This is a genomic window from Nocardia amikacinitolerans, from assembly GCF_900215415.1.
GTDB lineage: Bacteria > Actinomycetota > Actinomycetes > Mycobacteriales > Mycobacteriaceae > Nocardia > Nocardia amikacinitolerans.
Window position 1 is genome coordinate 1 of record NZ_OBEG01000008.1, and the last position, 12,854, is coordinate 12,854.

At 67.3% G+C, this 12,854-nt stretch carries 21 protein-coding genes; 7 read left to right on the forward strand and 14 right to left on the reverse strand.

All coding sequences use genetic code 11. The features are described 5' to 3' along the window. A partial coding sequence (locus tag CRP45_RS29275) for a helix-turn-helix domain-containing protein (RefSeq protein WP_143861570.1) occupies positions 1-282 on the forward strand: 282 nt, incomplete at its 5' end. 88 nt (positions 283-370) lie between these two features. On the opposite strand, the gene CRP45_RS29280 is transcribed toward CRP45_RS29275, so the two are convergent. The 5 genes from CRP45_RS29280 to CRP45_RS29300 all read right to left on the reverse strand — a co-directional run bounded on the left by CRP45_RS29280 (position 371) and on the right by CRP45_RS29300 (position 3,986). Further along, entirely contained in the window at positions 371-940 is a 570-nt protein-coding gene (locus tag CRP45_RS29280; RefSeq protein WP_342747051.1) for a CBS domain-containing protein, read from the reverse strand. 156 nt (positions 941-1,096) lie between these two features. Next, a complete protein-coding gene (locus tag CRP45_RS29285) occupies positions 1,097-2,626 on the reverse strand; it encodes a PucR family transcriptional regulator (protein ID WP_097247924.1) in 1,530 nt (509 codons plus the stop codon). Positions 2,627-2,686: 60 nt separating this feature from the next. Continuing rightward, positions 2,687-3,019, reverse strand: a complete 333-nt coding sequence (locus CRP45_RS29290) for a hypothetical protein (protein WP_143861571.1) — start codon at positions 3,017-3,019, stop codon at positions 2,687-2,689. A 131-nt stretch (positions 3,020-3,150) separates the two neighbouring features. Then, the gene (locus CRP45_RS29295) at positions 3,151-3,744 is read right to left on the reverse strand and encodes a hypothetical protein (protein ID WP_097247926.1); all 594 of its coding nucleotides are present in this window, start codon (positions 3,742-3,744) and stop codon (positions 3,151-3,153) included. After that, on the reverse strand, positions 3,705-3,986 hold the full coding sequence (locus CRP45_RS29300; protein ID WP_097247927.1) for a hypothetical protein: 282 nt from the start codon (positions 3,984-3,986) through the stop codon (positions 3,705-3,707). The genes CRP45_RS29295 and CRP45_RS29300 overlap by 40 nt, the downstream gene beginning before the upstream one ends. A gap of 18 nt (positions 3,987-4,004) precedes the next feature. On the opposite strand from CRP45_RS29300, the gene CRP45_RS29305 reads away from it, so the two are divergent. Further along, positions 4,005-4,640 carry a hypothetical protein gene (locus tag CRP45_RS29305; protein ID WP_097247928.1) on the forward strand — a complete coding sequence of 212 codons (636 nt, stop codon included), beginning with the start codon at positions 4,005-4,007 and terminating at the stop codon, positions 4,638-4,640. On the opposite strand, the gene CRP45_RS29310 is transcribed toward CRP45_RS29305, so the two are convergent. The 6 genes from CRP45_RS29310 to CRP45_RS34085 form a co-directional block, all read right to left on the reverse strand. Continuing rightward, positions 4,607-5,029, reverse strand: coding sequence for a hypothetical protein (locus CRP45_RS29310; protein ID WP_097247929.1), 423 nt, complete (start codon positions 5,027-5,029; stop codon positions 4,607-4,609). The genes CRP45_RS29305 and CRP45_RS29310 overlap by 34 nt on opposite strands. 214 nt (positions 5,030-5,243) lie before the next feature. Continuing rightward, entirely contained in the window at positions 5,244-5,498 is a 255-nt protein-coding gene (locus tag CRP45_RS29315) for a hypothetical protein (protein ID WP_097247930.1), read from the reverse strand. 34 nt (positions 5,499-5,532) lie between these two features. Next, positions 5,533-5,796: a cold-shock protein gene (locus CRP45_RS29320; protein WP_245910604.1), complete on the reverse strand. Its 264-nt coding sequence runs from the start codon at positions 5,794-5,796 to the stop codon at positions 5,533-5,535. Positions 5,797-5,809: 13 nt separating this feature from the next. Further along, the gene (locus tag CRP45_RS34080; protein WP_067780341.1) at positions 5,810-6,025 is read right to left on the reverse strand and encodes a hypothetical protein; all 216 of its coding nucleotides are present in this window, start codon (positions 6,023-6,025) and stop codon (positions 5,810-5,812) included. Positions 6,026-6,292: 267 nt separating this feature from the next. Beyond that, positions 6,293-6,610: a hypothetical protein gene (locus CRP45_RS29330; protein WP_097247932.1), complete on the reverse strand. Its 318-nt coding sequence runs from the start codon at positions 6,608-6,610 to the stop codon at positions 6,293-6,295. 43 nt (positions 6,611-6,653) lie between these two features. Next, the gene (locus CRP45_RS34085; RefSeq protein WP_179831056.1) at positions 6,654-6,827 is read right to left on the reverse strand and encodes a hypothetical protein; all 174 of its coding nucleotides are present in this window, start codon (positions 6,825-6,827) and stop codon (positions 6,654-6,656) included. A 107-nt stretch (positions 6,828-6,934) separates the two neighbouring features. Here CRP45_RS34085 and CRP45_RS29335 point away from each other — a divergent pair, with 107 nt between their 5' ends. Both CRP45_RS29335 and CRP45_RS29340 read left to right on the forward strand, forming a co-directional pair. Next, positions 6,935-7,252, forward strand: a complete 318-nt coding sequence (locus CRP45_RS29335; protein ID WP_067780335.1) for a MerR family transcriptional regulator — start codon at positions 6,935-6,937, stop codon at positions 7,250-7,252. Between the two features lie 23 nt (positions 7,253-7,275). Continuing rightward, positions 7,276-7,722 (forward strand): DUF1801 domain-containing protein, encoded by a 447-nt coding sequence (locus tag CRP45_RS29340; protein WP_097247933.1) that lies wholly within the window; start codon positions 7,276-7,278, stop codon positions 7,720-7,722. Positions 7,723-7,875: 153 nt separating this feature from the next. Here CRP45_RS29340 and CRP45_RS29345 read toward each other — a convergent pair whose 3' ends face one another. After that, the gene (locus CRP45_RS29345; RefSeq protein WP_097248118.1) at positions 7,876-9,213 is read right to left on the reverse strand and encodes a cytochrome P450; all 1,338 of its coding nucleotides are present in this window, start codon (positions 9,211-9,213) and stop codon (positions 7,876-7,878) included. Between the two features lie 152 nt (positions 9,214-9,365). Next, a complete protein-coding gene (locus CRP45_RS29350; protein ID WP_245910564.1) occupies positions 9,366-10,613 on the reverse strand; it encodes a PucR family transcriptional regulator in 1,248 nt (415 codons plus the stop codon). 375 nt (positions 10,614-10,988) lie between these two features. On the opposite strand from CRP45_RS29350, the gene CRP45_RS29355 reads away from it, so the two are divergent. The 3 genes from CRP45_RS29355 (at position 10,989) to CRP45_RS29365 (ending at position 12,427) form a co-directional block, all read left to right on the forward strand. Then, complete coding sequence (locus CRP45_RS29355; protein ID WP_097247935.1) at positions 10,989-11,336, forward strand: DoxX family protein; 348 nt, start codon at positions 10,989-10,991, stop codon at positions 11,334-11,336. Between the two features lie 108 nt (positions 11,337-11,444). Further along, a complete protein-coding gene (locus CRP45_RS29360; RefSeq protein WP_097247936.1) occupies positions 11,445-12,071 on the forward strand; it encodes a TetR/AcrR family transcriptional regulator in 627 nt (208 codons plus the stop codon). Positions 12,072-12,118: 47 nt separating this feature from the next. Then, a complete protein-coding gene (locus tag CRP45_RS29365; RefSeq protein ID WP_097247937.1) occupies positions 12,119-12,427 on the forward strand; it encodes an antibiotic biosynthesis monooxygenase family protein in 309 nt (102 codons plus the stop codon). Positions 12,428-12,429: 2 nt separating this feature from the next. Here CRP45_RS29365 and CRP45_RS29370 read toward each other — a convergent pair whose 3' ends face one another. After that, positions 12,430-12,822 (reverse strand): MerR family transcriptional regulator, encoded by a 393-nt coding sequence (locus CRP45_RS29370; RefSeq protein WP_067780314.1) that lies wholly within the window; start codon positions 12,820-12,822, stop codon positions 12,430-12,432. Positions 12,823-12,854 lie beyond the last annotated feature (32 nt).

Genomic DNA, 12,854 nt, shown 5'->3' on the forward strand with positions numbered 1-12,854 from the left:
AATCATGCCCGCACCAGTATTCGCACCTTGACCCGCAAGTTCCATGCGGAAACCGGCCTCAGCCCCCTGCAATGGCTGCTCCATCAGCGCGTCATCCGGGCTCAGGAGCTGCTGGAAACGACCGACTTGCCGATGGACCAGGTCGCTCGCCTCAGCGGACTCGCGACGACGGACTCGCTGCGCCAACATCTTTCGCGACGGACCGGACTGACGCCGAGTGCGTATCGCGCCGCGTTCACCCAGCGCCCGGACCGGACCTCCAGCGACATCACTACAGCGTAGCGGTGGCGGGGCGAGCGGAACTGACCGGCAGCCTCCTCCAAGTGCGCTGACCGAACCGGCCATCGATGTCGTCAACCGAACCGCGACGTCAGCGCACAGCAGCGGCTGGTGTGGTCGCGACGGTCGCGGCACGGATACCGGGCACCGTGCGGATCAGGGCGATGGCGATGCGCCGTTCGGATTCGTCGGTGAACCGGCCGGAGATGCTGGCGTCGCCTTCTTCGACGGTGACATGCCAGCGCCGTACGCCGGTGTATTGATCGAGAATGTTTTGTGCATCGGCCGCGAGTGCGTCGTCAGGGGTGAGCATGATCCGTAGCGCGTCGCCGCGGCTGAACATCCCGACCACACGACCGTCTGCGTCGATGACCGGCAGGCTACGCAGTCCGCGCGTTAGCAGCCACCTCATGACCTCGTCCAGTGCTGCGCTGTCGGAGACCGACACCGCGGGTGTGGTCATCACGGCGTCGACGGTGTCGTCGAGTTCGCCGGCCCGCAGCAGGTCACCGCTGGTGACTACCCCGATGAGGCGGTCGTCCTGGGTGAGAACGGGCAACGCCGCGTAGCCCAGTTCGGTGAGCATCAGCGCCGCCTCGCGTACCGAATCATCGTGTCGCACAGCGATGATCGGTCTTCGCATGACCTCGTTTACCCGCATGTTCCGCATCCGTTCAACTCCGCTTCGACTAGGGTTACGCCGCGCCTGCCTGCGATTTCCGCTCGACTCCATGATGGAGTGGCGGCGAGGTGAGCGGTTGCGCTGATTCGACAATCAGGGCGTCGGGATCTGTGGTGACAGCACAGTGCGGGTGTGTCAGGCGGAATCGGTGGCGGCGGCGAGTTCGATCATCATGGCGAGCCGCTTGCCGGGGTCGTCCAACCCGAGGTCGGTCACCTCTGCCATCTTGCGCAGCCGATTACGGATGGTGTTCTCGTGCACACCGAGCTGCGCGCCCGCCTCTGCCGGGTCGCCTTGCGCGTGCAACCAGGCGCGCAACGTCGCCACATACTGGGTGGCGTTCGTGCGATCGTGGCGCCGCAGCTCCGAGATCGGTCCTCGGGAAGGGGCCCGTCCGGACAGCCCCGCGGTGCGCAGCCGTTGGAGCAGGATTTCGTCCCACGACTCGTCGTAGGCGGGCGGCGCAGCACCTGCCGAGCGGGCCTCGTGCAGCGCCAGGCATTCGTCGGCTTCCGCGCGCGCCAACGCCAATTCCGTAGCCCGGGCAACACCGCTGACACCGGCCAGCACCGTAATCCGCGCGGGCAGCGCAGCCTGCCGCTCGCTTATCCAGCGGCGTGCCGTCGACGCCTGATCAGCAGGCAGCACGGTGTAGATGGTGTCGCCGACCAAGGCGCTGCGGCTCGAACGCGACCAGCCGAATCCGGTCGTCGCTCGCTCGAAGATCAACAGCAGCGCCGCGTGCTGCTCGCCTGCGATTCGAGCCCGAAGCGCGAGCACCCGTAGACCCTCCTGTGCCAATCCCAACTTGCTTGCCACCGTCGGCGCGTCCGCGGCGCCCTCCAGCAAACGGATCACCAGCTCGGATTCCACCTGACGTTCCAGGTCCGCGCTGGCCCGCGACCGCAACAGATGCAGGGCCACCGTGCGCGCGCCGTCGGTCAAGGCCCGCCGTCGGGTCCCGTGCAACGGCGCGGGGCACGACACCCATACCGAGCCCAGCAATTGGCGGCCCACGCGCACAGCCACGACCATCCGGCCCGTCACCCGACGTTCTGCCTGCGCGGGAACGAAGATCGGCTCATCCGAGGACGCCAAATGTACGAAGACACCGTGCGCATCGAACACCGCGCGCAACCACTCGGGCATCTGCCTGTCCAGGATCGTCTCCACCCGTGCGGGATCGAGATGCTGCTGCGGCTTGGAATACGCCAGCACCCGAGACTGGTGGTCCTCGATCGTCACCGCTCCGCCGACCGCATCGGCGAGGTTGTCGGCCAAGGCGAACAAATCGGTCGGGCCGCGGCCTGCCTCGGTCTCGCGTCCTTCCAGAACCAATCCGTAGACCACCGCGGCCACCTCGCTCCAGGCCACCGCAGGGTCGATCACCATCACCGCCACGCCCTCGAGCTCCAACTCATCGTGGCCGTTCTCCGGACCCCCACGGACGAGCGCGACAACAGCCCGCGCCGTCACCGCCCAGCCCACGACCTCCGATACCGAGCGCGCCCCGATCCCCAGCAGCACATCGCCTGTTTCCGCCGGGTCCTGCTCGGCCCCGTGAATCACCACACTGCGCAGCGGGGTGGACCGGGGAACCGAACCCAACCGCAAGCGGACGCCGTAGCCACCCAGTACGTTCGCCAACCGGTCCAATGTCACCATGAGTCGCTCCGATGTCGAACCTGACGCGACCTGGTCGCGAACACGAGCAGTCGCACCAGCTCAAGGCGACTTCCCCAGCCTGGCCTTCGTAAACTCGGAAGTGGGGAAATCGGACAATTGGCACGCCCGCAACTGTCGCAGACGAACAAGCGCAGCCGGTTGCGCGAGAATGATCCTGGGGTTGTCAGCGAATAGTTCGAGGGGCGCGTCGAAGCCGAGATCGATCGCGCCGCTGTACCCTCCGACCCCGCTGCGCAAGCCAGACACGAAGTCACCGAAAAGCTGGCCACGGCCGCGCGGCACGCGTTGGCCGACATCGATGCGACCTTCAACCTCATCGCCACCGGCCGTTACGGCGGCTGCCGCGGCTGTCGCGCCGAGATACCGATCCACCTCCTGCGAACCATTCCGACTACGCAGTGGTGCCTGAATTGCCGACGGCGTATGCCCGCCTTCGTGGCAGACGCTGATCGACGTCGGTCACCGCGCCGGCCCAGCAGTGAATATGACCCGGAGGTCTCGGTCTAGAACTTGCCCGTGTGGTGTTCGATTCGGTGCCCGAGTCGCGCGGCGAATTCGGTGCGGAAGTCCTCGGTGAGGGGCGGCCAACCCCAGAAGTCGAAGGCGAGGGCACCCAGTGCGAAGCCGTCTGCCCACTGCCAAGTGGTGATGGGGCTCGGTGTGGCGCAGGAGGGGCAGATCGCCGCGCCGGTGCCCGATTGTTTCCAGGCGTCGATCGCGTCCGAGAACGGCTGCCAAACGGCGGCATCGGCTTCCCATCGTTGCGGGTAGTCGATGATCACGGTGGTGGCCCGGCAGCGTGGGCACACAGCGGAGGCCGGTTCGATGCAGCCCTGCCCGGGATAGTGGTCGTGGCGGCCGACGATGACCGCGACGGGGCCGGGAACCCAGTCGGCACCCCAATCCTGGGTGATCTGCGACCAGTCGGGGCCCGGCACATAGCCTTCGTCGACCTGGAGGCTGTACATCGCGTTTCGCGACGTCTCCCGAAGCAGCCATCGGCGTGACACCATCCAGTCCACCATGCGCTCGGCCAGCGTGCCCGCCTCTGCCGAGGTCACCTCGAGGTCGACGATCCGTTCGAAATAGTCACCCACACCCGCATCTTGCCAACGAAGCGGCGGATTCGCCCGCGGATGCCGTCGGCGTCCTGAGTTACCGGCGCGGCGATTTCGGCGGTCGCTTCGGACGAGGTCGCCTGAGCGAATCGCCTGTGCAGTTGTTCGCGGACTTGATCCGGGGTGTAGGCGCGGCGACGACGCTCGGCGCGCACGACCACCACACCGGTCGCGACCACACCGGCCACACCCGCCAATCCCACTGCCTTCCACCACCTCATACCGAATAGGCTACGTCCATGACGGGGACGAGCATCAGTCTCGATCGAGCGCTCGAGATCACCAGAACCGGCGACATCTGGCTGTTCCGTGGCCATTCCGCGGCCGACCGCGCGATTCGCATGACGACGAACAGTCCGGTGAACCATGTCGGCATGTCGGTCGTGCTCGACGACCTGCCCGCGCTGATCTGGCACGCGGAACTCGGCCGATCACTGCCGGACATGTGGACGGGAGTCGCGCACCGCGGCGTCCAGCTACACAATCTGCGCGACGCGGTGCTGGTGTGGGCGAACCGCTACGGTCAGCAGGCCTGGTTGCGCCAGTTGAACCGTCCGCCGACGCGAGAGATGGAAGACAGCTTGCTGCGCACCGTCGCCCGGCTCGACGGAACCCCTTTCCCGTCGACTGCCGCTCTCGCCGGACGCTGGCTACGCGGCCGAGTACGGGTCCCACGACGCCGATCGAGCCGGGCGGCCGCACAGGAGCTGGAAAGCGCGTACTGCGCGGAGATCGTGGCCGCGACCTACCAGTCGATGGGACTGCTGTCGCAACACCGAAGCCCCAACTGGTATGACCCCGGCCGGTTTTGGAGCGGTGACGGACTGGAGCTCAGTGGCGGCTACGAACTGGGTGGCGAAATCGCCGTGCGGTAGGGCGGGTTCTCGTGGGGGGTGACGATCGCGGCGAGGTCGGTGGTCGCTCCGGCGGCGAATCTGCGGGCCATGTTGGCAAGGCCGGTGCGGACGGGTCCGTACTTGGTGCGGATACCGGTTTGGACCTGTTCGTAGAGGGGGCCGGTGAAGATGACCTCGGCGGTGCCTTGATGCTGGCGTGATCCCAGCGCCGGGGTGCCACGCCAGTCACCGGCCTGCACGATGACGCGTCGGTCGCGGCTGAGTTGCTGCGCTTCGGCGGAGTGGGCGGGTACTCGGAATGCCAAGCGTCCGTGGTCGATTGGGATCACCAGGTGCGCGACGGTCTGCCATGTCCCGCTGGGGGTCGGGTAGGTCACCAGCACGGTGGCGGCGTCCCACCACAGCATGCCGGGATGCCATTCGCTGGGGCGTTGGTCAGCGGCGCGCGCGTGATGGCCCGGGAGGGGCGAGGCGGGCCGCGGCATGGGGGTGCCAACGCCGGGTGCACCCTCGAGGACAGAGGTGCTGTGTGCGTGCCGTGTCATGGATGGATACCTCCGGAGGAAAACTGGTGTGCAGCACGGGGTGTCGGTGCCTGATCGGCCGACCCCGGGGATGCGACTACCGCGCCTGCGGTACCGGGACGCAGCGCGGCGGCGCGCCGTTGCTCGCGGCGCGGTCGAGCGCGCCGTGGTTGCCGAGGTCGGGGGGCCCGGCATTGCGGGGGCGCGGTTCGCGCAGGACGGCGGCGAGGATGGCGCAGCCGAGAGTGGCGGTCAGCGCGAGCAGGGTGAGCGGTGGGGCGCCGAGGGCCGCGAGCAAGGCCAGCCCGGTGAGCAGGGCGAGGCTGTGTTGAGGAAGGTGGTGTAGTGCCATCGGTGTTGTGTGCGTGCGGTGCTGTGCGTGTGGTTCAGGGGTTGGGAGTTGTCGGGTCGCCCAGGGCGCGGGTGTAGGGGCGCACGCGTGCGGCGTGCGGTCCGCGCGGGGTGTGTTCGACGGTGAACACGACGGGCTGGCCCGCGGAAAGTGTTCGGTAGCCGCGGGTTTCGATACTGGAGTACTCGACGAACACCGCGGTCGTGTCCTCGTCGGGGGTGAGGAATCCGAAGCCCTTCTCGGCGTTGAACCAGGCGACGGTGCCGTGGCGCCAACCGGCGTGCTCGGGGGACTCGATGTCGGAGTGGGTGTCAGTTGGTGAGGCGATAGTCGTCGTCATCGGGTAGCGGGGTGATGAAGGCTTGGTCGATTCGGTCGGTGGTGTCGGCGGCGTCGAAGGCGGCGCGGACGCGTTCGGCCAACGGGTGCAGCGCGCGGGTGTCCAGGCCGGTGTGGCGGTCGGCGTCGTGGACGAGGGTGCGTTGCTCGGCGTAGTCGGCGTCGTCGCGGGCGGGGATCGTGGTCATGGCCAACCTCCTTACGTCGTGCACTGGACACTCGGATGGCAGTGGGGCGGGCCCTTCGAGTGATCGCGCTGGCGGGCCCGCCCCTGATCGAAGGAGACGAGAGGTGTAACAGATCGGTCTGCGGTCGGCGCCGCCGTGGATCCGGCGTTGCCACTGGGTGTGGCGGTGCGCAATGTCTGGTCGCAGGCAAGTGTTTCGCAATGCGCCTGGTTGCCGGTCGTTCGGCCGCGGCGCCGCGGACCTGATGGATCGTGCGATGACATCACCTCACTTTCGCTTACCGATTCGCTGTTCGATGTTGTCGTAGCGGGCGGGCGCTCGGGGCCGCGGAGGGCCGCGTTGGGTCGCGCGCATCCTCGGCGGCGCTCGTCCTGTCAATCTCGGTGTCCGCCAACCCCAATCGACGTCGGCCGGTGGGCGGGGCGCTCGGGTGCGAAGCCGCACCCACTCCGAAACCCGCTCGGGGGCAAGGGCTTCGCACAGGATCTCCTCGACCTCGGCGAACAACGGCTCGAGGTCGGGATCCAGCGCCAGCAGCCGCGCATCGATCCGGTCGCGAACACCGAAACCATCGGTGCCGATCATGACCAATACACCTCCGACACAACCCAGTCGAAGCCGCCCGGGCTCAGGCGTCGATCACCTTGTGGCCGTCGCACGGGGCGATCTCGACCCGGCGCGGCCTGGCCTGCTCAGCGACCGGGATCGTCGACTGCGCCAGACGGTCCAGATCCCGGAACGGATCGGTACGCATCAGCATGATCGTCACCTCCAACCAACCGTCTACCAGATAGTCGGACACCGGATAATCTATGCCATCCAGTACAGATTTCTTATAGCACTATCAACAGCCACACGCAAGGGGATACCATAGAAAACCTAGAGCAACAGCAGTACCGAGGAGCAGAGTTGGATCGCCAACAACACCAACAGCCGGACCCGGCACGCGCGGTATACGCGATATCGGTGGCCGCCGACCTGGCCGGCATCGGCATACAAACCCTGCGCCTCTACGAACGACACGGCCTGATCACCCCCGCCCGCAGCGACGGCGGCACCCGCCGCTACAGCGGCAACGACCTCACCCGCCTACACCGCATCACCACACTCGCCGCCCAAGGCATCAACCTCGCAGGCATCGCCCGCATCCTCGACCTCGAAGACGCCAACGCCCAACTCCACGCCGACAACCACCGCCTACGAACCAACAAGCAACGCCAGCGCTGACGACCACTATCGACGGAGGACCGATGGCGAAGGGCAGGAAACCCGCTGACAGCTCGGACGCCCAGCCGAAACTGCTTTCCGGCGGGAACCCGCAGATTCCGAAAGGCATCGGTGACGCTCCGGTGCAGTCCTACATCGCGGCCATGCCCGGTTGGAAGCGCGCGGTGGGCGAGCGGCTCGATGAGCTGATCGTGCGCACCGTCCCCGGTGCGCACAAAGCCGTGAAGTGGAATCAGCCGTTCTACGGTCGCGACACCGAGGGCTGGTTCCTCTCCTTCCGTTGCTACACCGCATACGTGCAGCTCCAATTCCTCCGAGGAACCTCGCTCGAGCCCATGCCGCCCAAGGCGTCCAAACACGAGGAGGTGCGTTACCTCGACATCCACGACGTCGATGAGCTGGGCGAACTCGAGGACCGGCTGATCGACTGGTTCGAACAGGCGAGCAACCTGCCCGGCGTGGCGATGTAGCCACTGTCGTCTCCTGTCGTAGCCGGCTCGCCAACCCTGACGCACGGTCAAGGTCAACCTTGCCCGGCCGCGCGGGCGGGGCGGCCGAGCACCGCGCCGAGGCCGACAGGAGCGGGACAACCGAAGACCCGGGATCACAGAAGGGGCGAAGCGTCAACTGCCTGGCGTGCGGTCGCCGGAGGCCATGGACGGTACGGCCCGCGCCCCCGCCGGACGCCCCAGCAGGGCAGGCATCTGCTGGTAGCCGTGCAGAGTGCACAGGCCGCGGCGGCGTGGTTCGCCGTCGAGGCGCAGGTCGGGGAAGCGTTCGAAGAGGGCGGGCAGCGCGTGGACGGCTTCCAGCCTGGCCAGGCTCGCGCCGATGCAGACGTGGACGCCGGACCCGAACGACAGGTGCTCCTTGGCATTGGCGCGGGTGACGTCGAACCGGGCGGGATCGGGGAACTTCACGGGATCACGGTTGGCGCCCGCCAGCGACACCATCATCAAGCGTCCTGGCTCGAGGGAAACGCCCGCACCCGATTCCACCGGTTCCAGCACCCGGCGAGCGGTCATCTGCACCGGCGGGTCGAACCGCAGCACCTCCTCGATCGCGCCGGGCCAACGCTCCGGCTCGGCGCGCAGGAGTTCGAGCTGATCGGGGTGGCCGAGCAGGAGCGGGATCGCGTTGCCGATCAGGTTCACCGTCGTCTCGAAGCCCGCGCCCATCAGCACGTTCGCACTGGCCATCAGCTCGAGGGTGCTCAGTTCGCCGGAGGACACCAGGACGCTGAAGATGTCCTCGCGAGGTTCGCGGCGCGACTTCTCGATGTGGGCGGCGAGATAACCCTCCATCGCCTTCGTGGCGGCCATCGCGCGCCGGTGCGCGCGCCAGGGAATCCCGACGTCGAGCAGCGGGGTGATCGCGTCACCCCAGCGCAGGAACATCTCGCGGTCGGCGGCCGGAAAACCGAGCATCTCGCCGATGATGGCGGTGGGCACCTGCGCGGCGAAATCGCCGATCAGGTCGGCCGATCCGCGCGCGGCCATGGCGTCGAGCAGTTCGGTGGTGACCTCGCGCACCCGGTCGCCCAACCGGGCGACGGCGCGCGGGGTGAACGCGGAGGCGACCGGCTTGCGCAACCGGCTGTGTTCCGGCGGGTCGAGCATGAACATCGACGGCGCCTCGATCGGATTGGGCGGCAACACGACTCGCTCCGCGTAACGACGCAAGGGACCGGGCACCGCGGGGTCGATCGGGGTACGCACGCCGAATCTTCTGTCGCGCAGAATCTCTCGGCACAGCTGGTAGTCGAAGGCCGCGTATCCGAGCGGACCGGTCCGCACGCCACCCGTCCCGCGCAACTGCTCGAGCAGCGGATACGGATCGTCGCGGCCTTCCGCGCCGCTGAGTAGCCGGGCGAACGGGTCGCCCAGGTGGTACCGGGCGCGCAACGCCAGCCGCGGCAGCCCGTGCTCGGCCGCCCACCTGATCGCGTACCGTGCGTTCATCGAAAACTCCTGTGCCATGGCGAAAAACGCCACAGTCGCGTAGGGCCGCAGAGCCCGGTTGGTAAAGCTCCCGTCGGACGGGATGAATGATCTTCGGCGCAACGAGAGAGCGAAGTCAAGACCGCGGAGGCCGGCCTCGTTCGGTTGGCCTTCTATCGGGCGGCCCTTCGCTCGGTGATGTCGCCGTCGCGGTGGCTCCGCGCCACCATCGCCGAGCGCAGGTACCAGAGACCCGAGGCCTGGGTCGGGTCGAAGTCGATGAGCTGGCCGATCCGCTTGAGCCGGTAGTCGACGGTGTTGGTGTGCACGTGCAGCAGGCGCGCGGTGCGCTGGCGGTTGAGGTTGGTGGCGATGTACATCTGCAGGGTCTCGAAGAACTCCGGGTACTCCTCCAACGGATCCAGCAGCGACCCGAGGAAGTCGCGGGCCGGGCCGGGGCGGGTCAGCTGATACTCCAGCGCCATGTCGTTGAACCGATACAACCCGGACTCGAACCGCAACCGCTGCACGATGTCCAGCAGCTCGTGCGCCTCGTCGGCGGCTTCGGGGATGCGACGCAGCCCGGCCTCCACCGCGGTTGCCCTGATCGGCGCCTGGGCGGCGTCCGAGAGCCACTTCACCAGGAAATCCAATGCCGCGTCGTCGAATTCGTTGGCGGGCAGCAGAAGCGTTCCGCCGTCGACGCTCAGCAGCGACAGCGCGCGTTCGCCGCACCTGGTCGCCAACTCCGCCTGGACCCGGCGTAACTTGCGCCGCGCCACCACCTTCGGATCCAGCTTGGGATTCGCTTCGTCACGATGCGGCGGAATATGCAGCGCCAGAACGTGATAGGCGTCCGCGATCGGGACACCACACTCCCTGGCCATGGTGGAGGTGCTGTTGCCGCCGAGCAGCGCCGAGGTGAGCGTATGCACCGCCGCATGATGCTCGCTGACCACGGCCTTGAGCTCTCGCACGTAGGCGACGGACACCGTCGCGCCGATGGTGTCCAGGATGTCCATCAGCCGCCGCGCGACATTCAGCAGACTCTGCTGATCGCCGGTCGTCGCCTGGGCCAGGACCAGGTCGAAGCCGAGTTTGACGCCCTCGTGGATGGCGTGCTGGATCGTGTCGATCGGAATTCCCTCGCGCGCCCACTGCGCGGCCGCCGCGCCGACCCGCGCGATCTCGGTATCGATGTCCGCACCGCCGTCGAGCATCCGCGTCGCCAGCTCCAGGCACACGCGCGTCACCGCGGCGACATCACCGCCCAGCGCGTCACCGGGCAGGGTGTTGCACGGCGCGACCGTCTCCAGGAAGTGACCTACCATCCGCTCCGAGATCGTGCGAACGTCCCGCAAATGCGTCGATACGGGACGGCCGGACACCGTTAGGTCGTCGTCGACCTGCTCTGCGGACATCGAACCTCCCGCGGCTAGAACACGTTTCCCCACCGTATCCCCGCGAAACCCCGCCCTCCCCACCTCACAACCGACTTTGTGGCAGCTGGGCGACTTCCCGACTTCCTTTGTCGCGCAGGACATATTAGTAGAACGACCAGTTCCAGTAACTGCTTCGCGAGCGCGACCGATGCCCGCCGCCGATGTAAAGGCCTGCGGCGTCAGCGATTTCGTGTACCGCGAGCAGCCGGAAGCCGCACGCTTCCATCCGATTCCACGACGTCTGCCGGATCGGGTATCCGGCGCCATGCCAGGTGGCCGGAGGCGCGATGTCACATCCGCGGGGGCTACGTCGTCGATAGCGCAACGGGCGAATATGGAAAGGAAGGGATTACGATGAACGTCGCTTATCACATCGTCGGGGTCGTCGCCGCGCTGTGGATCGGGTTCTCGGGGTACTCGCTGTTCTCGCGGCAGCAGTTCGTGGTCGAACCGCTCGAGCAGTACGGGGTGCCTTCGTCGTGGTGGAATCCGTTGGCCTTCGCCAAGTCGGCCGGTGCGCTGGGGCTGGTGGTCGGATTCTTCGTGCCCGCCGTGGGCATCGCGGCGGCGGTCGGGCTGATTCTCTACTTCCTTGGCGCGGCGGCGACCACCATCAGGGCGCACTCGTACAAGACCACCGTGTTCCCGTTGCTGTACCTGGCACCGGCGGCCGCCACGCTGGCGCTGCAACTGGCGGCGTGAACACCGGATCGAGAGGGAGCTGCGCGGTGCCGCGGCTCCCTTTTTCGGCGCCTATTGACTTAACGGGTACTATAATCAATATATGAGGCGGAAGATCGGAGTGCCCGAGTGACAGAGCCACCCCCGCGGCGCGCCTACGATTCCCTGCGGCGACACGCTCAGGCGCAGCGCACCCGGGTGGAGATCGCGGACGCCGCTCGCCGATTGTTCGTCTCGCAGGGCTGGGCCTCGACCACCGTGCGCGACGTGGCTCGCGAGGCGGGCGTTTCGGTGCCGACGGTCTACGCCGCGTACGGCAACAAGGCGGGACTGGTCTGGGCGCTGGTCGACGCGGCCGACCTGTCCGCCGACCTCCCCCGCCTGCTCACCGAACTCGATGAATCCCCCACGCCCGCACGGCAACTCGCCGCGATGGCGGGCTACGACCGGCGGCTCCTCGAACGTGCGGGCGACCTCGTGGCGCTGATCCGCGAAGCCGGTCGCACCGAGGCCGATTTCGCCGCCGTCTACGGGCAGGTCCGCCGCGCGGCCGATCGAGTGCGCGCCGAGGTCTTCGAGACTTGGCCGGATGACGCGTTGCGTCCCGGCGTGGACCGGTCGACCGCCCTCGATGTCTACGCGGCGCTGTGCAACATCGACGTCTACACCACGCTCACCGTCGAACGCGGGTGGCAACCCGACCGGGTCGAGCGGTGGTGGGGCGAAGCGCTGACCCGTCAGCTGCTGCGCGGATGACATCCCGACTTCGACCGAAACAGCCGAAACCGAAAGGACATTCACCCATGGCCGATCAGGGCGTCACCTTCATCAATGTGATCGAACTACCCGCCGACCGCATCGACGAATTCGTCGAACAGTGGCGCGAACGCGCGTCTCTCATGCGCGAAGCACCCGGCTTCCGCGATGTGCGTCTGCACCGAGCGCTGTTGTCCGACACTCGATTCCAGCTGATCAACGTCGCCCACTGGGACAGCGTCGAGGCGTGCGAGGCCGCCGGGCTGAACAAGACGGTGGTGGCCTCGGTCGCGGAGGCCGAGAAGTTCGCCGACGCGAACCCCGGCCTGTATCACGTTGTCGCCGAGTACCTCTGAACTCACGCGGTGGCTTCGCACGGCGAATAGTCGTGCGAGGGCGCGCGTTCCTCGGTGGTCTCGATGTAGTCGAGCAACGCCTGCCGGGTCCGGGTCAGCGTGGCGATCTGCTCGTCCAGTGCTGCGAGGCGGGCGCGCAGGGTGTCGAAAAGCTCCGGGCACGGTACGAGATCGGCGTCCTCGCCGGTGATGCACGGTTGCAGGTGGCCGATGACCTCGGTCGACAGGCCCGCGTCGAGCAGCTTTCTGATCTGCGTGACCGTCACCACGGAATCGTCGGCGTACTGGCGGTAGCCGTTGCTGCCGCGTTCGGGTTCGAGCAGGCCCTGAGCTTCGTAATACCGCAACTGATGGGCGTGAACTCCGGTTCGTTTGCTCAGTTCGCCGATCAGCATAGCGCGCGCTCCTTGACCTTCATACCGGTGTG